The organism is Haloferax sp. KTX1 (assembly GCF_902410085.1).
Lineage (GTDB): Archaea > Halobacteriota > Halobacteria > Halobacteriales > Haloferacaceae > Haloferax > Haloferax massiliensis.
Window position 1 is genome coordinate 26,267 of sequence record NZ_CABPRH010000006.1, and the last position, 20,380, is coordinate 46,646.

The window sequence follows — 20,380 nt, forward strand, 5'->3', positions numbered from 1 at the left end:
GATAAGCCCTCGTTCGGCCGCGAGCGGTCCTGTCAGGCGTTTTTCCACTCGCCCACGTCGAGGACCATGATGTACGCGTCCTCGCCGTCGGCGTAGTAGCTCGGCACCCGGCGGGCGGGTTCGAAGCCGACGCTCCGATAGAGCCCGATGGCCGGCTCGTTCGAGACGCGGACTTCGAGTTTCACGACCGCCGCGCCCGCGATGGCCATCGCCGTCAGCGACTGGAGGAGCAACCGCCGCCCGAGACCGTCGCCGCGGGCTTCCGGGCGGACCGCGAGGTCCTTGACGTGGCCGATATCGTTGCCGTGGTTCGGCATCACGTCGGCGACGACGTAGCCGAGCACCTCGCCCCCGCGGGCGGCGACGAGGAACGCCGGCTCGTCGACGAACATCTCGAACGCGGAGTACGGCCACGGCTCGGAGAAACAGGCCCGCTCGATGCGGAGCACGTCGAGGAGGTCGGCCCGGTCGACCCGCCTGACGACCGCGTCGCCGGCGAGCGCGTCGTCGAACGCCGTCACGTCCGGCGCTACGCGGTTGGCACGCAAAAGCCCGACGGCACGGGGCCGGGAGTGACGGACGCATCGAGGCGGCTGGTCCGGAGCGGACGCTCACGGGAGCGGTCGGCGCGGCCCTCGGGCCCCGCCGTGGCCGCCGCTCGCCGGGCGAAAAAGCGAGAACGTGGTTGGTCGCGTTCAGTCGTCCGCGGGGGCAGCGCCGCCCTCGGCCTGCTGCTTCGTGAGGGGGAGCTTGCCGCCGGCGGTGAGGATACGACGCTCGCGCTCGGAGGCGTGCAGGTTCGCCGTCGCTTCCCAGTCGTCGTTCACGCGGATGGTGAACTCCTCCTGGCCGGATTCGACGGCAGCGGCCACGTCGTCGACGATTTCGACGTCGTCGCCCTGCTCGATCTGTTCGTACGTCTCCTCGTCGATGGCGAGGGGGACGATACCGAAGTTGAACAGGTTCGCCTTGTGGATGCGAGCGAACGACTGCGCGAGGACGGCCTCGATGCCGAGGTACATCGGACACATCGCGGCGTGTTCGCGGGAGGAGCCCTGCCCGTAGTTCTCGCCCGCGACGAGGACGCCGGTGCCGGCTTCCTTGGCGCGCTGGGCGAACGTCTCGTCGACGCGCGAGAGCGTGAAGTCCGAGAGGCGCTCGATGTTCGAGCGGAACTTGAGGATGTCGGACGTCGCCGGGATGATGTGGTCGGTCGTGATGTTGTCCTCCATCTTCAGGAGGGTCTCACCCGAGATGTTCGAGCCGAGGGGGTCCTGCAGGGGCACTTCGCCGATGTTCGGGCCCTTGATGAGCTCGTCGTCGATGGCGTCGTCGGCGTAGATGAGGTCCGTCTTCGAGCCGTCGTACTCGTCGGGGAGCTCGACGCCGGGGGCGTCGAGGCCGAGTTCGTCGGCGAGGTCGCGGGGGTCGACGATTTCGCCCTTGAGCGCCGCGGCGGCGGCGACCTGCGGCGAACAGAGGTAGACGTTGTCGTCTTCGATGCCCGAGCGGCCCTCGAAGTTGCGGTTGAAGGTGCGCAGCGAGACGGAGTCGGAGGCGGGGACGTGGCCGATGCCGATACACGGGCCACAGGTCGCCTCGGAGACGTTGACGCCGGCCGCCATCATCTCGGCCGTCCAGCCCTCGCGGGCGAGCATCTCGCCGGCCTGCTTCGAACCGGGCGCGACGATCATTTCGAGGTGCTTTGCGACCTCCTGGTCCTTGACCATCTTCGCGGCCGGGAGGACGTCCTCGTAGCCGCCGTTGGTACAGGAACCGACGAGGACCTGCTCGACCGTCTCGCCGGCGACTTCGCGGACCGGCACCACGTTGTCGGGCATCGACGGGCAGGCGATGAGGGGTTCGAGGTCGTCGAGGTCGATGACGATTTCGTCGGCGTACTCGGCGTTGTCGTCGGCCGTCAGCTCGACGTACTCGTCGCCGCGACCCTGGCGTTCGAGGTAGTCCTTGGTCTTCTCGTCGGTCTCGAACAGCGACGAGGTGGCACCGAGTTCGGTCCCCATGTTGGTGATGGTGGTTCGCTCGGGCACGGTGAGCGATTCAGCACCGGGGCCGGTGTACTCGAACACCTTGCCGACGCCGCCCTTGACGGTCTCGCGGCGGAGCATTTCGAGGATGACGTCCTTCGCGGAGGACCACTCGGGGAGTTCGCCTTCGAGGCGGACGTTCACGACCTCCGGCATCTCGACGTAGTACGCGCCGCCGCCCATGGCGACGGCGATGTCGAGGCCGCCGGCACCGATGGCGAGCTGGCCGAGGCCGCCGGGGGTCGGCGTGTGGGAGTCCGAGCCGAGGAGCGTCTTGCCGGGCGCGGCGAAGTTCTCCTTGTGGACGTTGTGGCAGATACCGTTGCCGGGGCGGGAGAAGTGGGCACCATATGTCCCGGCCGCGGAACGGAGGAAGCGGTGGTCGTCCGTGTTCTTGAAGTCGAACTGGTAGGTCTGGTGGTCGCAGTACTGGGCGGCGAGTTCGGTCTGCGCCTCGTCGAGGTCGAGCGCCTCGAACTGGAGCCAGACCATCGTCCCGGTCGTGTCCTGCATCAGGACTTGGTCGATTTCGATTCCGATCTCCTCTCCGGGGGTGAGGTCACCCTCGACGAGGTGGTCCGAGAGAATCTTTTCCGTGAGCGTCTGTCCCATAACACCCGAACGTCGATGGTCCTCGGATATAAATCCCGCGTACTTCCCTATCTTCGAACGTGAACGATAGCGCCGTCTCGGGGTTTCTAGCGTCTAAGGGCCATTAAACTCCTTGTTGGTTCTCCCATGTGACTGGTCACCGCGGGGGTCGTCACCGACCCAAACGGTGAGCGATTTCGACCCCGTTGTGGCCCCGAACGCGGGGGGTCGTGTGAGGGGTGACGACGGCCGAGGTCCGGCACAGTTTTGCGCTCGCTGGACGGGGTTCGGATATGCACCGCGCTGGCTCGTTCGTCGCACAGCACATCTCGCCGGTCACGGCCGAACAGGTCCAACCGAACGGCGTCGACCTGACGCTCGAAGCGGTCCTCGAACAGGTCGAACCGGGCCGCCTCGGCCGCGAGGGCAAGACCGTCGGGGAGCGCCGCGCCCTCGACTTCGCCGACCCGGAGACCGAGACGTACCGACTCGACCCCGGCGGCTACGTCCTCCAGTACGCCGAGACGGTCCGCATCCCCGAGGACCACGTCGGCTTCATCTACCCGCGGTCGTCGCTCATGCGGAACTCCTGTATGCTGAACACGGCCGTCTGGGACGCCGGCTACGAGGGGAAAGGCGAGGGCCTCCTACAGGTCCACCACCCGGTCGAACTCGAACGCGGCGCGCGCGTCGCCCAAATCGTCCTCGCGGACGCGACCCACGACGAGACCTACGACGGGAGCTACCAGGGCGAGCGCACCCGCTGACGACCGCGACCGCGGCTCTCGGAAGCAGTGCTCGCCGGATGCTACCGGATGAATACCGATATCCCGATTCACGGGACGTTCTCGGCAATGACGAATTCCTTTCAAGTCGGTGGGCGTCGTATCTGTTCTCGCGGAGGGCACGTCGGGCCGAAACGAGGGGCGACCTGTACACACTGAACCTCCGCAACTTCCTCCTTCCACATCTTCGTCTTCGTCGCTTCGCGCGTTCCTGCGAACAGCTCGTACCCGCGAGCCGCGGCGTCGCGCTGCCGGCTTTCGATTCGCCGCCGCGAGCGGACGCCACGGGGGCACCGTCACCTAAAGCCGCTTCGAGCGCGGCAGTCGGGTTCTCTGACCCAAAGGCACATTTACGCCCATGCCTAAGTGTGGCCAATCACTGATGTCACGGAGTCCATCTCTCCCGGAACGTCCTCATCTCGATCTGGACCCCGAGATGTCGGATGCAGAGCGGCTGTCTGCACTCCGCCAGCACTTCGAACGCATGGTCGACGTCAACCGCGAACTCGACCAGCGGCTCCAGAACGCCGACGACCGTCACGCCGAGTTGGTCGACGAGGTCGACCAGATGAAAGCGCGCAACGAGGCCCTGAAGACGGCCTCGTACTACATCGCCACGGTCGAGGAGCTGACCGACGACGGCGTCATCATCAAGCAGCACGGCAACAACCAGGAGGTCCTGACCGAGTTCGCACCGAACCTGAACATCGACGACATCGAGCCCGGCGACCGCGTCGCCATCAACGACTCGTTCGCGGTCCAGACCGTCCTCGACGACGAGACGGACGCGCGGGCGCAGGCGATGGAGGTCGTCGAGTCGCCGACGGTCACCTACGACGACATCGGCGGCATCGACGAGCAGGTCCGCGAGGTCCGCGAGGCGGTCGAACAGCCCCTCGAAAACCCCGAGATGTTCGCGGAAGTCGGCATCGACCCGCCGTCCGGCGTGCTCCTGTACGGCCCGCCGGGCACCGGGAAGACGATGCTCGCCAAGGCCGTCGCCAACGAGACCAACGCCTCGTTCATCAAGATGGCCGGCTCCGAACTCGTCCAGAAGTTCATCGGCGAGGGCGCGCGACTCGTCCGCGACCTGTTCAAGCTCGCCGCCGAGCGCGAGCCGGTGGTCATCTTCATCGACGAGATCGACGCCGTCGCCTCGAAGCGCACGGACTCGAAGACCTCCGGCGACGCCGAGGTCCAGCGCACGATGATGCAACTCCTCTCGGAGATGGACGGCTTCGACGACCGCGGCGACATCCGCATCATCGCGGCGACCAACCGCTTCGACATGCTGGACGAGGCCATCCTTCGGCCCGGCCGGTTCGACCGCCTCATCGAGGTGCCCAAGCCCGCCGTCGAGGGCCGCCGCCGCATCCTCGATATCCACACCCGCGACATGAACGTCGCCGACGACGTGGACCTCGACGCGCTCGCCGAGGAACTCGACGACTACTCCGGCGCGGACATCGCGTCGCTCACCACCGAGGCCGGGATGTTCGCCATCCGCGACGGCCGGACCGAGGTGACGGGCGCGGACTTCGACGCCGCCCACGAGAAGCTCTCGAACGTCGAGGAGTCCGGCACCGGCCCCATCTCGGGCTTCACGGACTACCAGTACTGAACTCGGCGGCCGGGAACCGCGTCGGCGGCGGTCGCCGACGGTCACCGACGCCCCCGGCTTTCGAGCGCCGCTATTCGTAACCCCCTTTTCCGCCGCCGCGAGAGTTCGGACATGAACACGATTCGCGTCGTCCGCGGGGTCGGCACCGCCCCCACCGAGATGGCGTCGTACGACGCCGCGCTCGCCGCCGCCAACGTCCACAACTACAACCTCGTCGCCGTCTCCTCGGTCGTCCCCGCCGACGCGACCGTCGAGGCGGTCGACGTGGCTCCCGACCTCGGTCCGGCAGGCAACCGACTGACGGTGGTGCAGGCCCGCGAGACGACTTCGACGCCCGGCGAGACGGTCGTCGCCGGCCTCGGCTGGGCGACCGGCTCCGGGCCCGGCCTGTTCTACGAGGCGTCCGGAACCGACGAAGACAGCGTCCGCGCGGCCGTCCTCGACGGCCTCGCCGCGGGCCGGAACCTCCGCGAGTGGTCGTTCGACGACGAGGAGGTCGCGCTCACGACCGGCACCCACGAGGGCGACGGCTACACCACCGCCGTCACGGTCGCGGCCTACGGGCAGAGCGAATCGATTTTCTGACACTCCGCGCTGACCGACGGACTCATCAACGTTTGTGAGAATCCCTTCGGCATGAGTGGTGACGCGCCGTTCGACCTGTCCCCGTGGCGAGTGGCGCTCATCTACGCCGCCTTCGGCTTCCTCTGGGTCGCGACGAGCGACAGTCTCGTGGAGGGGCTTCCGAACCACGAGCTCATCCAGACGGCGAAGGGATGGCTGTTCGTCGGCCTGTCGGCGCTGTTGGTGTACGCCCTCGTCGACCGGAGTCAGACCGAACTGAACCGGACCTCCAAACGGCTGGAGTCGACGCTCGCGCACACGAGCGTCCTCCATCGAATCCTCAGACACGACATCAGGAACGCCTGCACCGCCATCCTCGGCTACGCCGAACTGGTCGAGTCGCGGGACGACGCGGACGCGAACACCGACCCCGTGGCGGCGATTCGAGACCGAGCGAACCGACTGGTGGAGGTGAGCGACGAGGTCGCGCTCCTCAGGACCGTCGAACTCGCGGAGGGGAACGAGGTCGACGTCGACCTCACCCGTGCGGTCGCGGACGCCGTCGAGGACCTCGAAATCGAGCATTCTGCGGTGCGGGTCTCGGTCGCCTCGCCGGAGACGCTCACCGTGCGGGCGCACCCGGCGCTCCCGCGAAGCATCGCCGAACTGCTCGACAACGCCGTCGTCCACGCCGACTGCGACGAGCCGAAGATTCACGTCGCCGTCTGGCAACTCGGCGAGGTCGTCGGCGTGACCGTCACCGACAACGGTCCCGGTATCCCGGACGCCGAGCGCGAGGCCCTGCTTTCGGGGTCGGAGACGCCGCTTTCGCACACCAGCGGCGTCGGACTCTGGCTGGTTCGCGCCATCGTCGACGCCTCCGGGGGGTCGCTCGACATCTCGACGCCGAAGGCCCACGGGACCGTCGTCACCGTCTCGCTCCCGCGACCGGCCTGACGGCGGCGTCGCCGGGTCGTCACCGGATCGTCGCCGGGTCGTCACCGGATCGTCGCCGGGTCGTCACCGGATCGTCGCCGGGTCGTCACCGGATCGTCGCCGGGTCGTCACCCGGTTTCGATTCGCCCGCTGCGCCGCGAACCGACGACGGCTTTTTACACGTCCTTCCCGTATCGCAGACGACTGATGAACGGGAACAACCCATATGCGGGCGCTCCCGGCGTGACCGGGGCCGGTCAGGCGTCGCCCGACCGAGAACTGACCGTCGAGCAGATGGACGCGCTCCGTCGGGCCGTCGCCGGTATCGTCTCGCGGACGGAGTCGTACCTCCCCGAGGGCTTCGCCGTCGGGTCGGAGCTCTCGACCGGGATGAACGGGCCGCTCGCCACCGTGGCCGTCCATCCGCCGGTCGGCCACCCCGTCAGCGCCGGCTTCTCGCCGGACGCCGACGAACTCGACGCCGGACTCACCGACGAAGACCGCAACGAGGTCGCCCGCGGACTCGCCGCCACCGCGGCGTTTCAGGTCATGAGCGCCGTCGGCGACGACCTCACGCCCGCCGCGCGGTAACCCGCGCCGACCCCATCGCTGTCGGGGTCCGAGTGGCGACTGACGCGCCGTTGCGACCCGCCGACCGGTTCCTCGTCGTCGTCCCGTCGCCTCGTCCTGCGTTTCCGCGCCGCGCTCTCGTCAGTTCAGAACGAGAACAATACACTTCACGGAGGCGGTCGAAAGGGAGGTATGGCTTCGATTTTCGACTACGCGGACGAGATTGGCCCGACGACGCTCATCATCGTGGGCTTCCTGCTGTTCGTCTTCCCCGAACCGGCGACTTCGGCGTTCGGTGCGGGGTTGATGCTGTTCGGCGCGGCGTACTGGTTCTGGGAGTGGAACCGCCCCTGAGCGCGCCTCCGACCCCGTGAGCGTTCTCCCGAGCGCCCCCGATCAGACGCTCCCGCGGCGGCGGTTTCGACCGGCGTCGTCGCGGACGCGGGACTCGATGCCGCCGAGCGCCGCGTCGGTCTCGGCGGATGCGTCCGACTCGGCCGTCGGACCGACCGCCGACCGCGGTGTCGCAACGAACAACCCGTAGGCGAGCACGGCCGCCGAGACGAGGCCGCTCGCGCCCACGACGGGCGAAATCGGGAGCGGCGAGAGCACGCCGACCGCCGTCCCGACGGCGAGCGGGAGCGGAAGTGTCGCGAGGATGGCGTCGTACCGCGTGGCTTCCGAGACGATGCTGTCGCTGTTGGGTGTTCGTGTGCGCATGATACCACTCGGCGACGGGTACGAACGTCTGAATATTAGCTATTTCGCCCGACGGGAGCCCCTTCGGGTCGTGTGAGACGGCCGTCGTCTCGCGGTATGCTGGCGTCGGGGACGGGCCGAGACGGCGAGAAAAACCGGGGTGCGGCGAGTCGTCTACTTCCCCCAGAAGGGGTCGCGGCGGCGGTGCTTTTCGAGGTAGCCGGACAGCGCCTCCAGTTCGTCGGTGGGGATGTCGTCGCGGAGTTCCTGTTCGAGAATCTTCGCGTGCTTTTCGGGGAGTTCGATCCAGAGCTCGTCGCCCTCCTCTATCTGGCGGCCGACGGTCGGGCCGTCGATGGCGACGCTGACGCGCGAGCCGGCGCGGGCGCTCGACACGTCCTCGCCGTTCTCTTGGATGCCCGAGAGCTGGCCGACGCGGTTCGGCTCGCCGTCCTCCCACTTCACGACGTTCATGTTGTTCTTGATGGTCCCGGACATGATTTCGACGCCGACGACGGCGGGGTTGTTCTGCCGGAAGACGTGGTCCTGGAGGATGCGGAACCGACACGGGCGGACGATTTTGTCGAGAATCGTCTCCTGTTGGGCGCGTTTCATCTCGTCGACGTGGTCTTCGTACTCCTCGACGAGCTGGTAGATGACGTCGTCCTGGAACAGTTTCACGTCGTTCTTTTCGAGTTCGGCCTCGGCGTTCGAGAGCACGTCCACGTTGAACCCGAGGATGACCTTGTGCTCGGGCTCGCGGGCGGTCGAGGCGACGGCCACGTCGCGCGGAGCGACGTCGCCGACCTCGGCGCGGAGGATGGGGACTTCGGCCTCCTGTAAGGCGTTCGCCATGGCTTCGAGACTGCCGAGCGTGTCGGCCTTGACGACGACGCCCTCCTCTTCGGTCGTCACCTCGATGTCCGCGAGTTCGGCTTCGACCTCGCGGACGACCTCGTCGAGGTCGCGGTCGCCGACGACGCGGACCGGCGCGCCGGCCATCGCGTCTTCGAGGTCGGGGGCGGCGATTTTCACGCCGGCCGCGGCGCGGACCTCCTCGACCTTGTCGAACCGCTTTTCGGTGCGAATCTCGGCGTTCGGCCGGGGCTGGAGGAGCGCGCGGACCTCGGTGACGATGGGGTCGTTCGCGCCGCCGACGACGACGGTGTCGCCCGCGCGGATCGTCCCGTCGTAGAGGACCACGTCGAGGGTCGCGCCGAAGCCGCGTTCCTCCTTGACTTCGAGGACCGTCCCGGAGCCGGGACCGGCGACGTCGATGGCCATCTCGTCTTTCATGTAGCGCTGCGAGAGGCCCATCAGGACGCCCAGCAGGTCGGGGATGCCCTCGCCGGTCAGCGCGGAGACGGGGACGACGCCGATGTTGGACTGGAAGTTCTGGACGCGCCAGTAGAAGTCCGAGGAGAAGCCGCGGTCGGAGAGTTCGCCGATAATCTCGTACAGTTTCTCGTCGAGTTTCGAGCGGGCGCGCTGGGACTGTTCCTCGTAGGTCTTCTGGATGGGGGCCCCCTCTTGGGGGTTCCACCCCGGCGTGGTGTCTATCTTGTTGGCGGCCACGATGAACGGCGTGCCCGTCCGTTTGAGGATGTCGATGGCCTCCTCGGTCTGCGGCTGGAAGCTGTCGTTCACGTCGACCACGAGGATGGCGATGTCGGCGAGCGCCCCGCCGCGCGAGCGGAGGGTGCTGAAGGAGTGGTGCCCCGGCGTGTCGATGAACAACAGCCCCGGGAGGTCGAAGTCCTCGGGCTTGACCAGACTGCCGGCCATCTGCGAGACGGTGTCTAAGGGGACCGCGGTCGCGCCGATGTGCTGGGTGATAGCACCGGCCTCACCGTCGCTGACGGCGGAGCCGCGAATCTTGTCGAGAAGACTCGTCTTCCCGTGGTCCACGTGGCCGAGGACGGCCACGATGGGTGTGCGAAGCGTATCGGATTGTGACGTCGAATCAGTGTCGGACATGGAGAATCGCCCCGGAGAAAGCTCTTACCGGAATCGAGTCGGTGGCTCAAGTTAAGTCCATCGTCACGCCCGCGCCCACGAGTCCGCGATTCACCGTGTCGAGTGTTCTCGCGGCCCATCGGTGAACTCGGGCGTCCGTCGGCCGCCCGTCAGACGTGCCCGTGCCGTTTATGTGAACCGACGAGGAAGGGGTGTGTATGGCCGACATACTCGCCGAGAACCTCTCCGGAAAGGCCGTCATGGGCTCGGACGGGACGGAACTCGGGATGCTGTACAACATCACGATGGACCTGAAGTCGGGCGAGCTGCACGACCTGCTCGTCCAGCCGAACGAGCAGATCTCCCCCGGTCGCGTCTCGTTCGACCGGGACGACCGCGGGCGGTTCCGAGTGCCGGTGAACCGCGTGCAGGCGGTCAAGGATTACATCGTCGTCCAACGGTAGACTCAGGATAGATTCTCAAATGCGGATTCTCGACGCTTCTGCGTTCATCCACGAGTACCATACCGACGACGAGACGGCCTCGATTCCCCTCGTCAAGGAAGAACTCACCGGCGAGCACGCCTTCCGCTTCGACGCCCTCGAAGGCGCGGGCATGTACGTCCACATCCCCGGACAGGGGACCGTGGACAAGGTGCTCCGCGCCGCGGACGAGACCGGCGACCGCGACGTGCTCTCGGAGACCGACACGCGCCTCATCGCCGCCGCCTTCGAACTCGACGCGACGCTCGTCACCGACGACTACGCGATGCAGAACGTCGCCGAGCGGCTCAACGTCGGCGTCGAAGTCATCGCCCAAGACGGCATCGCGGAACAGCGAAGCTGGAAGTTCCAGTGCCAGGGCTGCGGCCGGGAGTTCGACGAGAACAAAGAGCGCTGTCCCATCTGCGGGATGGAGCTGTCGCGGAAGAACCCGGCGTAAGCCGGTCGACTCAGCGGCTCGACTCTCCTTTCTCAGACCATGCCGGTCGCCTGCGCGTAGCTCACGAGGAACTGGACCGCGTTGTACAGCCCGTGGACCAGCGCGGCGACCAGCAGGTTCCCGCTCTTCTCGTAGACGAGCGCGAGGACGCTCCCGAGGACGAACACCATCCCCAGCGAGACGTACAGCCCCTCGCCGGAGAACGACCAGAGGTGAATCGACGCGAACACCAGACTGGACAGGACGACCGCGGGCGCGGGACCCCAGAGTCGGCGGAGTTCACCGAAGGCGATGCCGCGGAAAATAAGCTCCTCCGCCGGGCCGACGAGGGCGATGGTGATCACGGTGAGATACAGGAAGTACACCGGGTTCTCGCGGCCCTGCTGGGCGATGACGCTGTCGCCGCTCTGGATGCCGAGCGCGGACATCAGCGCCGACGCGCCGAGGTAGACGCCCATCACGGCGACGAACCCGCCCGCAATCCACAGGGCGTCGCGCGCGGTCGGTCGCTCGAACCGAATCAGGTCCCAGTCGTCGCGCATGGAGAGGTAGCCCGCGCCGACGACGCCGAAGCCGACGAACTGTCCGGCGGTCTGTATCGCGCCGACGAGCGCGGTGTCGCCCGGAACCACGCCGCGAGCGAGGCCGCCGGCGACCGAGCCGAGCGTCGCGCCGACGAGGAGCGAGAGGGCGACGACGATGATGATGCCACCGTACGCCTGGAGGTGGTCTGCGGGGCTCGCAGACGCGCGGGCGGTGTCGTGTGCCATTGCCCTCCCTTCGGAACGGGGTCGGATAACCGGTTCGGGTCGATTCTCACCAGTCTGTGGAGTCACGTGAGTCTGTGTCGCTTGCGCCGTTTTAGGAGGAGGGCCGGACTGCGGAACCACCTCGAAAGCCCCCGCCACGACGGCTCCCGCGGGCCGTCGCGGTCCTCGGCCTCCGGCCTGCGGTCCTCACCGGTCCGGGGTTCGCCCTCGACCGCGGCCCCTTTCAGTCCCACCCCGTGGACTGTTCGGTAGTCGCCGCTGGGTGGTTGTTCGGTCGTCGTCGCAAAAGCCGATTCTCGGCCGTGGTCGCCGTGCGCCGCTCGCTCCGACTACTCGACGACCAGTTCTTCTTTGTCGGCGACCGCGTCCGCTTCCTCGAAGTCGCCGCCGCCGAGCAGGCCGCGGGCGGCGCGTTTGCCCCACTCGACCGCCGGCTGGACGAACGTATCGACGCTGGCGAGTTCGCCGTAGAGGACGCAGGCGGCCTCCATCGCGTAGAGGAGTTCGCCGAGGCCGTACTCGTCGACGCGGTCGAGTTCGATACGGACGCTCGGGCGGTCGGCCGCGGCGAGGCTCGCTTCGGTCGCCTCGAACTCGGCGTCGAGCAGGTCGCCGAGCGACGAGCCGCCGAGATACGCGAGGCCGTCGAGGTCGGTCTCGGGGATAGACACGTCGTCGCGCTCCGTGGCGCGGACGAGCGTCACGAGCTTGTCGCGCGGGCCGGCGCGGTACAGTTGAAGCTGGGAGTGCTGGTCGGTCGCGCCGAGCGCCCGCAGGGGCGTCTGGCCGAGGCCGTCTTTCCCGAGCGACTCCGCCCACAGCTGGGCGAACCACTCGGAGAACGTTTCGAGCGACTCCGCGTAGGGCATCATTGCGTTCTGTCGCAGGCCGCGCTCGGCGAGGGCGTAAGAGACCGCGCCGTAGGCGTAGGCGGGCGAGTCGAAAAGCGAGTCCGACAGGCGCGCCTCCTGTGCGGCCGCGCCCTCCAAGACCGCCTCGATGTCGTGGCCGCAGAGGGCCGCGGCGGCGAGGCCGACCGTCGAGAGCACCGAAAAGCGGCCGGGGACGCCGTCGGGGACGGGAAGCGACGGGAGGTCGTGTTTGTCGGCGAGGTCGCGGAGGTTGCCCTCCTCGCCGGTCGTGACGAAGGTTCGGTCGGCCCAGTCGACGCCCGCGTCGGCCATCGCCTCCCGGACGACGAGGAAGTTCGCCAGCGTCTCGGCGGTCGTGCCGGACCGCGAGACGACGTTGACGACGGTCGACGCGAGGTCCAGCGAGTCGAGGAGGCGCTCGACGGCCTCCGGGTCGACGTTGTCGAGGTAGTAGGCGTCGACGTCGCTTTCGAGCGCGTCGGTGAGGGTGGCCGCGCCGAGGGCGCTTCCGCCGATGCCGACGGTGACGACCGCCGAGGGGTCGTCGAACCGGCTCACGGCGTCGCGAATCGCCGCGGGGTCGGTGCTGTTCGGGAGGTTCAGCGATTCGTAGCCGTGTTCGCCGGCCTCGCGGCCCCGTTCGATGCGGTCGTGGGCGGCCGCGACGCGGCCGTCGAGTCGTTCGAGCGTCTCGCGCGAGACGCCGTGGGCCGGCGCCGTGTCGAGGACGTTCCCGAGGTCTACCTGCATACAGGATGCCGCGTCGCCCGGCGTCAAAACGACACCGGTCGCTTTAATCGCGGCCGCTCCCAAGGGCGACCGATGGCAGACGACTACGGCGGCGTCGTCGGCGCGTTCCCGTACGCCTTCCGGCACAGCGAGTCGTGGCTGTTCAAGTTTTACGTGCTCGTCGGTGCGCTGGCGACGGGTGTCGTCTCGTTGTTCGTCGCCTTCGGACTCGTGGTCCTCATCGGCGCGACCGCCGGCGTCCCCGGCGGGTCGCTCACTCTCTCGCGGTCGTTCTACGTTCTCGTGGGGCTGTTCGTCGTCGCGCCGCTGGTCGCCCCGATACTGTTCGTCGCCCGACGACACCGCCGCACCGGGTCGAAACCGCGGTACGACCTGAGCCTCGCGCTCGCCGGATTCGTGTTCATGCTGTCGGTGTACGTGGGGCTTCTCGCGTCGGTGCCGGCGGAGCTTCAGACGCCGGCCGAGCCGTTCACGGTGGGCCCCGTGACCGTCTCGGCGCTCGTCCCCGTCGTCCGACTGCTCTACGGCCTGCCCGCAGTCTACGGTCTCGTCCCCCCGGTGGCGTGCGCGGCGGGCATCTACGGAATCCACCGACTGCTCCGATAAGCGCCGCTAACTCCGTTCTCACCCGACTCTCGCCGCCAACTCGTCGCGGTAGCGGTAGACGACCACAGAACTGACGACCCCGACGCCGACGAGGAGCGCCACCGTCCCGTAGTTCGCCGCGCCCGCGTTCCGCCCGGCGGCCGCCGCGAGGGCGAACGTCGGCAGGCGACCGACGGCGACGAGGACGACGAGCGTCCGGAGTCGAAGCGGCGAGAGCCCGGCGAGCGCGCAGAGCGCGTCGTCCGGGAACGCCGGCAGGAGAAACAGGACGAACAGCCCGGCGACGCCCCGGCGGTCGGCGAAGCCGTCGAACCGCGCGAGCGCGTCGTCGGCGACGAGACGCTCAACCGCGGGCCGCCCGAAGCGCCGGGCGAGCAGGAAGACGACGGCGCTTCCGGCGACGACGCCGACCATGCTGTAGACCGTCCCGGCGACCGTCCCGAAGAGGTAGCCGCCGACGGCGGCGAGGGCTTGCCCGGGAATCGGCGCGAGAATCACCTGTAGCGTCTGGATACCGACGAACACCAACGGGGCGAACGCCCCGGTCGATTCGACGGCCGAGCGGACCCACGCCGGGTCGGCGAGTCGCGGGGCGAACGCGGCGACGCCGACCGCGACGGCCGCGAAGGCGACCGCGACGACGCCGAGCCTGACGAGCGCCGCGTTCCGCGCGTCGGTCGAGTCGAACAGCCGACCGGTCACAGGAACGAGGCGGTCTTGAGCCGGGCGTTCAGCGCGTACTTCCGCAGGTACTGACGGGCGGTCGTTCGCGTCCCCCGCGCGACGGTTCGCCCGGCGCGAATCCCCTCCAAGATGTCGTCGGTCGTGACGCCGCCGTCCGCCTCGACCGAGACGGCCGTGTACGCCCGTCCGACCAGCGCGGGTCGGTGCGCGTCGCTCCCGCCCGTGCCCGGGAGTCCCCGCCGGCGGGCGTAGCGCCGCGCCTGCCCGTTTCTGAATCCGGTGAGCGTGTGGGCGTTGTACACCTCGATGGCGTCCACGTCCCGAATCGCCCGCCGGGACGCGCCGTGCCGGAACGTCTGAAACGGGTGCGGCACGACCGCGAGCCCGCCCGACTCGCGGGCCGCCCGCGCCGTCTCGGGGAGCGGTCGCCCCGTCACCGGCGGGTCGTCGACGCCGAGCGCGAGGAGGTGGCCGTCGGCCGTCGAGACCTCGACGCCGGGGACGACCCGGACGCCGTACTCGTGGGCGATGTCGAACGCCCGCGCGAGCGACCCGACCGAGTCGTGGTCGGTGAGTGCGACCGCGTCGAGGCCGACCGACGCCGCGCGGCTCAGCACCGCTTCGACCGACATCTCGCAGTCGTAGGAGGCGTCGGTGTGGACGTGGAGGTCGACCGCGAGCGTTCGCGGCCCCCGCGAGTCCCGCGTCCGACCGCTCATACCACGCCGAATTCGAGCGCGAGACAGCCGGCGACCGTCAGGACGCCGGCGACGCCGACGAGGACGTGTCCCGCGTCGGTCTTGTACGCCTTGTAGTCGGAGGTCATGAGCGGGCAGACCGCCACGATGGTCGCGCCCGCGACCCAGCCGTTCCACAGCGGGACGAACTGGAGGAGGAAGTAGTTCGCCAGCACGACGAGGTGCGTGTGAACGACCGTCGTCCCGTGGTAGTACGAGGTCCCCGAGTCGTCGCCGAACCCCTCGCTGTTGTGGCGGATGAGTCGCAGGCCGCCGAACGCGAGGACGACGAAGCCGACGACGGCGCTCACGACCGGGTTGGGCGCGAGCGCGACGTGGTACAGGAGCGCCGCCGACACGAGGTACGCGAAGATGTCGATAAAGGAGTCTATCTGTCGGCCGAACGCCGACGCGGTCCCGGTTTTGCGGGCGTAGTAGCCGTCGGCCTTGTCGAAGGCGAAGCCGACGAGGACGGCCACGATGGCCCAGTTCGGCTCGCCCGACACGAACAGTATCGCGCCGACCCACGCCCAGAAGAGCGCGCCCAGACTCAACCAGTCCGCGGCCCCGAGCCGCGAAACCATGTTCTCTCCGGTCGATGAGCGCACGACCTCGCTCGCCCGCGCGTCGACCGCGTCCAGCCGCCCGCGAACTGCCGACCTGAGTTCGTCCGTCATGCCTGTCTGTCCGACACACTCGTCCGGTCGAGTATAAATTTAACCGCTATAGTATATATAATTCAAATATCTATATACTTGGGTTCCCGAACGGAGCGCTCGGGACGGAACTGAGCGCTCTATACGGCTATGAACGCGGTGTGACGCGCCGGCGTCGCCACGGGCCGACTCGGTAGTACGCCCGGGTGCGGGCGACTCGGAAGCCGACGCGCTCGAAGGTCCACTGCGAGGGCCGGTTGTCGCGGGCGACGAGCGCGTGGACCGTCTCGGCTCCCTTCCCGCCGGCGACGGCGACGGCCCGCGAGACGAGCGCGGTGGCGATGCCGCGGTTCCGCGCCTCGGGCGCGACGAACACCCGGCGGACGTAGCCGCCGGGGACGGTCACGTCGGCCTCCAGCGGGTGAACGTGGTACGTCAGGCCGGGGTCGCCGAGAAAGAGGTAGCCGACGAGAGCACGCTCCACGTTCGGCCCGCCATCGAACGCGCACACCGCCGTCTCGTCGTCTCGAAGCTCCGAAAACGCGTCGTAGTCGGCTTCGAACCGCCGGGCCTCGTCGGGTTCGAGCGCGCGAATCTCGACTCCCGTCGGGGGGTCGCGGTCGGCGTCCGCCGCGTCGGCGTCCGCGACGTACTCGTCCATCTGCGTCGCCGTGAGTCCGCGGGCCTTGAGCGCGTCGTAGACGCGGCGGGCCGTCTCGGTCCGGGTCAACCGCCAGAGCGCGGGCATCGTCAGTCGCGTCGAAGCGCCGCGAGAAAAGCCCACCGTCGCCGTGGGTATCGGTGGCATACGCGGCCGCGAGCGCCCGAAACGGGGAAAAGGCCCGGTTGCTTACACCGGGTGATGACCGAGTCCGAGTCCGAGACCGAATCCGAGCGAACGGGAACCTTCCTGGTCACCGCCGCCGACGAGGAGTCGGCCGTCCTGAAGGACGTTCACTCCGGGCAGGTTCACGCGCTCTCGTCGAACCCCGGCGTCTCCGAGGACGAAGCCGTCCGCGGGACCGTCGCGCCCGACCCGCCGATGAACGTCTCGTGGCAACTCGTCGAAGTCGAGTCGCGCTGGACCGTCTCCGTCGAGCGCTCCACCGAGTCGCCGACGACGAACTCCCGCGACGTCGCCGCCGACAACCCCGACGGCGAACTCGTCCGCGAGGAACGCGCCGGGACCGGCGAGATTCACGTCCTGTCGGTCCCCGACGACATGACCGAACAGGCCGTCGACGACATCCTCGACGACAGGGAGGGCCTGCTGTCGCGGGCCGCCAGACTCGACGTGAACCGCGTCGAAATCCGCTCGCAACCGGGCGTCGTCGCGGTCCGCTACATGCCCTGAGCCGGGTCTTTTCTGCTCGCCCCCGCCCGTCTTCTCGCGCTCCCGCTACCGCTGTTTTCCGGTCGAGGAGACGGGACCGTCGGCGCTCTGGACGCACCACCCGCCGTGGACGCTCCCCTCGCGCTCGACGAACTCGACCGCCGTCCCCTCGCCGATGCGGGTCGCACCCGCGGGGTCGAGGTCCTCCACGCGGAGCGTCAGCGTCAGCGAGTCGCCGCAACAGCCCACGTCGAGGAACTCCTCCCACTCGTCGCCCGGGGCGGCCTCGCCGTGGACCCGCCGCAGGTAGGTCACGAAGCGGTCGGCGGTCAGTTGGTCGCGGCCCCACGCGCTGAGTTCGTCGGGAAAGGAGACGACCACGCGGGTCGCCGTCTGGTCGGTCGTCATAGTTCACGATTGTCGGCCAACGACTATGGGCCTGTCGCGGGTTCGTCGGGCGCTCGCCAGACCGTTCTGCGGCCGAGGCCGTCCGCGGATAAGAAACCTTATTCCGCACCGCTCAGGACCGCAACCCATGGTTGAGTTTACGGTACCGGAGGTAGACTACACCCGGTACACGAATCGCCAACTCGCGGCCGTCCCCCTCGCGGTCCTCGCGGTGGCCCTACTGGTCATCGGAGGGTGGTACGTCGCGACTGGTGCGCCGGTGAATCCGGGCGTCGACTTCACCGGCGGTACCGAACTCCGCATCGCAACGGATGCCCCGCAAAGCGAGGTCGCCGCGGCCTTCGACAGCCAGCCCGAGTCGATTCGCTCCGTCGCGGCCGACGGGACGTACGTCGTGACGTTCCAGTCCGGGAGCGCGACGTCGAGCGAACTGCAGACGCAGGCCGAAGACGCCGGCTACGAAGTCCGGTCTATCGACGCCGTGTCGGCCAACTTCGGCGGCGAGACGCAACTGCTCGCCCTCGGCGGCCTCGCGGTCGCCTTCGCGGGCATGAGCGTCCTCGTGTTCGCCATGTTCCGCTCCTTTGTCCCCTCCATCGCGGTCGTCCTCTCGGCGTTCTCCGACATCGTCATCCCGGTGGCGCTGATGAACCTCTTCGGCATCGAACTGTCGCTGGGGACCGTCGCGGCCCTCCTGATGCTCATCGGGTACTCGGTGGACTCGGACATCCTCCTGAACAACCACGTCCTCCGGCGCTCCGGTGACTTCTACGAGTCGACCGCGCGCGCCATGCGGACCGGCGTGACCATGACGCTCACGTCCATCGCGGCGATGATCGTCATGACCATCACGGCGACGCTGTTCGGGATTCAACTGCTCGCCGCCATCGGTACGGTCCTCGTGTTCGGTCTCACCGCCGACCTGATGAACACCTACATGCTGAACGTGACCCTCCTTCGCTGGTACAAGTTCGAGGGGGTGGCCCGATGAGCACGCTCCGCGACAACTGGCGGGTCATCTTCCTCGTCGTGGCCATCCTGTTTTCGACGTTCGCCCTCTTCTCGCCGACGATGGGCAACCAGTCCCCGATCGGCGAGGACGACAGCGCGACGAACCTCCAGTTCGGCCTCCAGCTCGACGGCGGGACGCGCATCCGCGCGCCGCTCGTCGGCGTCACCGCCGAGGACGTCGAGTTCAACGGCGACTCCGAGCGCGTCGTCGAACGGGAGGTCGCCGCCCAGATAGCGGGCGCCGACGCCGCGGACATCATCGCCCGCACGGGCGCGGAGTCCAACACGGTCGAAGCGACCATCGAGAACGTCACGGCCGACGACCTGAGCGCCGCGCTCGACGCCGCTGGCTACGGCCACGGCGAGGTCAGAGACGGCGTCACCGCGACGACCCGAGCCGAGACGGTCCGCGTCCTCCAGTCGAAGATCAACGAGGCCGGCCTCTCCGGCGGGACGGTCCAGCAGGTGACCACGGCGACGGGCGAGCACTTCGTCCTCGTCGAGGTCCCCAACCGCGACCAGTCCGACGTCGTCGACCTCGTCGGCGAGCGCGGGACGGTCCAGATCGACATCTACTACCCGACCTCGCAGAACGGCACGCGGACCTACGAGACGCGCGAGGCCGTCCTGACGCAGGCCGACTTCACCTCCATCGGGACCGCACAGGAGTCCCAGACCGGAAGCGGGGCGTTCGTCCCCGTCTCCGTCCGCGACGAGCCCGCAGGAGAGTTCCAGACGGCAGTTCAGGACACCGGCCTCGCCCAACCTGGCGGGACGCGGTGTACCTACATGGAAGACGGCGGCGAGAACACGACCGAGGGCTGTCTCCTCCTCGTCGTCAACGGCGAGGTCGTCAACGCCTTCGGGATGAGCCCCGGACTCGCGGACACCATGCGGGCCGGCGAGTGGGCCGGCGCACCGAGCTTCCAGCTCCAGACGCGCAACACGTCCGAGGCACAGGAAATCGCCATCAACCTCCGCGCCGGCGCGCTGCCGGCCAGCCTCGACCTCTCGGGCGAGGACAGCGGCACCTCGTCGTACATCTCCCCGAGTCAGGGTGAGAGCTTCAAGTTCGACTCGCTCATCACGGGTATCATCGCGGTGCTCGCGGTCGCCGGCGTCGTCTTCGTCCGCTACGGCAAACCGCAGGTCGCCTTGCCGATGATCGTCACCGGCCTCTCCGAGGTGTACATCCTCCTCGGGTTCGCCGCCGCCATCGGCTACCCGCTGGACCTCTCTGTCATCGCCGGCTTCATCGCCGTCATCGGGACCGGGGTGGACGACCTCATCATCATCGCCGACGAGGTGATGGCCGAGGGCTCCGTGACCTCGCGCAAGGTCTTCCAGTCGCGGTTCCGCCGGGCCTTCTGGGTCATCGGCGCGGCCGCCGCGACGACCATCATCGCCATGAGCCCGCTCGCCGTGCTCTCGCTCGGCGACCTGCAGGGCTTCGCCATCTTCACCATCCTCGGCGTCATCGTCGGCGTGCTCGTCACCCGCCCGGCGTACGGTGACATCCTCCGACTCCTCCTGACCGAGGACCGCTGAGGCCGTCCCAGTTCGGCCGACGCGTTTTTTTCGCCCGTCCGGAATGACATCCCGACCTCGAACACCGGAACCGCCGATTTCGTACGCTCGGGCAGCCTCGGCGATTCTCGCAGTTGATACCCCCGTATCCGACCGACTGTTCCCTATTCCAGAATCGATAGACGGTGGCGGTTTCGATCGTCCCCGCCGGGGAGTAGTCGCCGATAGAATCATATAGACTGCCTATAAAATACTGCTTGAAGCGGCAACCAAGCAACCGCCGCCCGTCGGTAATCACGGTGCACGCACTCCAC

Annotated in this window: 23 protein-coding genes; 12 read left to right on the forward strand and 11 right to left on the reverse strand. The window is 68.3% G+C overall.

Annotated elements, in window-relative coordinates; all coding sequences use genetic code 11:
• Nucleotides 1-32: 32 nt before the first annotated feature.
• On the reverse strand, nucleotides 33-521 hold the full coding sequence (gene rimI, locus FY251_RS10960; RefSeq protein WP_148414838.1) for a ribosomal protein S18-alanine N-acetyltransferase: 489 nt from the start codon (nucleotides 519-521) through the stop codon (nucleotides 33-35).
• A gap of 174 nt (nucleotides 522-695) precedes the next feature.
• Nucleotides 696-2,660: an aconitate hydratase gene (locus tag FY251_RS10965; RefSeq protein WP_148414839.1), complete on the reverse strand. Its 1,965-nt coding sequence runs from the start codon at nucleotides 2,658-2,660 to the stop codon at nucleotides 696-698.
• A gap of 272 nt (nucleotides 2,661-2,932) precedes the next feature.
• On the opposite strand from FY251_RS10965, the gene FY251_RS10970 reads away from it, so the two are divergent.
• From FY251_RS10970 to FY251_RS22560, 6 genes are all read left to right on the forward strand, one after another.
• Nucleotides 2,933-3,406 carry a deoxyuridine 5'-triphosphate nucleotidohydrolase gene (locus FY251_RS10970; RefSeq protein ID WP_148414841.1) on the forward strand — a complete coding sequence of 158 codons (474 nt, stop codon included), beginning with the start codon at nucleotides 2,933-2,935 and terminating at the stop codon, nucleotides 3,404-3,406.
• A gap of 400 nt (nucleotides 3,407-3,806) precedes the next feature.
• Nucleotides 3,807-5,045: a proteasome-activating nucleotidase Pan2 gene (gene pan2 / locus FY251_RS10975; protein ID WP_148414843.1), complete on the forward strand. Its 1,239-nt coding sequence runs from the start codon at nucleotides 3,807-3,809 to the stop codon at nucleotides 5,043-5,045.
• A 111-nt stretch (nucleotides 5,046-5,156) separates the two neighbouring features.
• The gene (locus tag FY251_RS10980) at nucleotides 5,157-5,630 is read left to right on the forward strand and encodes a pyruvoyl-dependent arginine decarboxylase (protein ID WP_148414845.1); all 474 of its coding nucleotides are present in this window, start codon (nucleotides 5,157-5,159) and stop codon (nucleotides 5,628-5,630) included.
• A 90-nt stretch (nucleotides 5,631-5,720) separates the two neighbouring features.
• Nucleotides 5,721-6,566, forward strand: coding sequence for a sensor histidine kinase KdpD (locus FY251_RS10985; protein WP_148415087.1), 846 nt, complete (start codon nucleotides 5,721-5,723; stop codon nucleotides 6,564-6,566).
• A 186-nt stretch (nucleotides 6,567-6,752) separates the two neighbouring features.
• Nucleotides 6,753-7,136, forward strand: a complete 384-nt coding sequence (locus FY251_RS10990) for a DUF5811 family protein (protein ID WP_089776859.1) — start codon at nucleotides 6,753-6,755, stop codon at nucleotides 7,134-7,136.
• Between the two features lie 171 nt (nucleotides 7,137-7,307).
• On the forward strand, nucleotides 7,308-7,469 hold the full coding sequence (locus FY251_RS22560) for a hypothetical protein (RefSeq protein WP_172795730.1): 162 nt from the start codon (nucleotides 7,308-7,310) through the stop codon (nucleotides 7,467-7,469).
• Between the two features lie 42 nt (nucleotides 7,470-7,511).
• Here the strand turns inward: FY251_RS22560 and FY251_RS10995 are convergent, their stop codons facing one another.
• Both FY251_RS10995 and infB read right to left on the reverse strand, forming a co-directional pair.
• Nucleotides 7,512-7,835: a hypothetical protein gene (locus FY251_RS10995; RefSeq protein WP_148414846.1), complete on the reverse strand. Its 324-nt coding sequence runs from the start codon at nucleotides 7,833-7,835 to the stop codon at nucleotides 7,512-7,514.
• Nucleotides 7,836-7,988: 153 nt separating this feature from the next.
• Nucleotides 7,989-9,791, reverse strand: coding sequence for a translation initiation factor IF-2 (gene infB / locus FY251_RS11000; RefSeq protein ID WP_148414848.1), 1,803 nt, complete (start codon nucleotides 9,789-9,791; stop codon nucleotides 7,989-7,991).
• A 197-nt stretch (nucleotides 9,792-9,988) separates the two neighbouring features.
• Between infB and FY251_RS11005 the strand changes: the two genes are divergently transcribed.
• Together FY251_RS11005 and FY251_RS11010 are read left to right on the forward strand one after the other, a co-directional pair.
• Nucleotides 9,989-10,234: a PRC-barrel domain-containing protein gene (locus FY251_RS11005; RefSeq protein ID WP_089776856.1), complete on the forward strand. Its 246-nt coding sequence runs from the start codon at nucleotides 9,989-9,991 to the stop codon at nucleotides 10,232-10,234.
• A gap of 19 nt (nucleotides 10,235-10,253) precedes the next feature.
• The gene (locus FY251_RS11010; RefSeq protein ID WP_148414850.1) at nucleotides 10,254-10,712 is read left to right on the forward strand and encodes an NOB1 family endonuclease; all 459 of its coding nucleotides are present in this window, start codon (nucleotides 10,254-10,256) and stop codon (nucleotides 10,710-10,712) included.
• 32 nt (nucleotides 10,713-10,744) lie between these two features.
• Here the strand turns inward: FY251_RS11010 and FY251_RS11015 are convergent, their stop codons facing one another.
• Together FY251_RS11015 and FY251_RS11020 are read right to left on the reverse strand one after the other, a co-directional pair.
• Nucleotides 10,745-11,482, reverse strand: a complete 738-nt coding sequence (locus FY251_RS11015) for a CPBP family intramembrane glutamic endopeptidase (RefSeq protein WP_148414851.1) — start codon at nucleotides 11,480-11,482, stop codon at nucleotides 10,745-10,747.
• A gap of 329 nt (nucleotides 11,483-11,811) precedes the next feature.
• Nucleotides 11,812-13,104, reverse strand: coding sequence for a glucose-6-phosphate isomerase (locus FY251_RS11020; protein ID WP_148414853.1), 1,293 nt, complete (start codon nucleotides 13,102-13,104; stop codon nucleotides 11,812-11,814).
• 72 nt (nucleotides 13,105-13,176) lie between these two features.
• Here FY251_RS11020 and FY251_RS11025 point away from each other — a divergent pair, with 72 nt between their 5' ends.
• Nucleotides 13,177-13,710, forward strand: coding sequence for a hypothetical protein (locus tag FY251_RS11025; RefSeq protein ID WP_148414855.1), 534 nt, complete (start codon nucleotides 13,177-13,179; stop codon nucleotides 13,708-13,710).
• Nucleotides 13,711-13,728: 18 nt separating this feature from the next.
• Here the strand turns inward: FY251_RS11025 and FY251_RS11030 are convergent, their stop codons facing one another.
• From FY251_RS11030 to FY251_RS11045, 4 genes are all read right to left on the reverse strand, one after another.
• Complete coding sequence (locus tag FY251_RS11030) at nucleotides 13,729-14,412, reverse strand: TVP38/TMEM64 family protein (RefSeq protein ID WP_148414856.1); 684 nt, start codon at nucleotides 14,410-14,412, stop codon at nucleotides 13,729-13,731.
• On the reverse strand, nucleotides 14,409-15,113 hold the full coding sequence (locus FY251_RS11035; RefSeq protein ID WP_148414858.1) for a PHP domain-containing protein: 705 nt from the start codon (nucleotides 15,111-15,113) through the stop codon (nucleotides 14,409-14,411). Before FY251_RS11035 ends, FY251_RS11030 begins: the two co-directional genes overlap by 4 nt.
• Nucleotides 15,110-15,808: a CDP-alcohol phosphatidyltransferase family protein gene (locus FY251_RS11040; protein WP_148414860.1), complete on the reverse strand. Its 699-nt coding sequence runs from the start codon at nucleotides 15,806-15,808 to the stop codon at nucleotides 15,110-15,112. Before FY251_RS11040 ends, FY251_RS11035 begins: the two co-directional genes overlap by 4 nt.
• Before the next feature lie 127 nt (nucleotides 15,809-15,935).
• Nucleotides 15,936-16,535, reverse strand: coding sequence for a GNAT family N-acetyltransferase (locus tag FY251_RS11045; protein WP_148415088.1), 600 nt, complete (start codon nucleotides 16,533-16,535; stop codon nucleotides 15,936-15,938).
• A 114-nt stretch (nucleotides 16,536-16,649) separates the two neighbouring features.
• Here FY251_RS11045 and FY251_RS11050 point away from each other — a divergent pair, with 114 nt between their 5' ends.
• Entirely contained in the window at nucleotides 16,650-17,141 is a 492-nt protein-coding gene (locus tag FY251_RS11050) for a DUF5812 family protein (protein ID WP_148414862.1), read from the forward strand.
• A gap of 45 nt (nucleotides 17,142-17,186) precedes the next feature.
• Here FY251_RS11050 and FY251_RS11055 read toward each other — a convergent pair whose 3' ends face one another.
• Entirely contained in the window at nucleotides 17,187-17,528 is a 342-nt protein-coding gene (locus tag FY251_RS11055) for a hypothetical protein (protein WP_148414864.1), read from the reverse strand.
• Nucleotides 17,529-17,655: 127 nt separating this feature from the next.
• Here FY251_RS11055 and secF point away from each other — a divergent pair, with 127 nt between their 5' ends.
• Complete coding sequence (gene secF / locus FY251_RS11060) at nucleotides 17,656-18,519, forward strand: protein translocase subunit SecF (protein WP_148414866.1); 864 nt, start codon at nucleotides 17,656-17,658, stop codon at nucleotides 18,517-18,519.
• Nucleotides 18,516-20,087: a preprotein translocase subunit SecD gene (gene secD, locus FY251_RS11065; protein ID WP_148414868.1), complete on the forward strand. Its 1,572-nt coding sequence runs from the start codon at nucleotides 18,516-18,518 to the stop codon at nucleotides 20,085-20,087. Before secF ends, secD begins: the two co-directional genes overlap by 4 nt.
• Nucleotides 20,088-20,380: the final 293 nt, after the last annotated feature.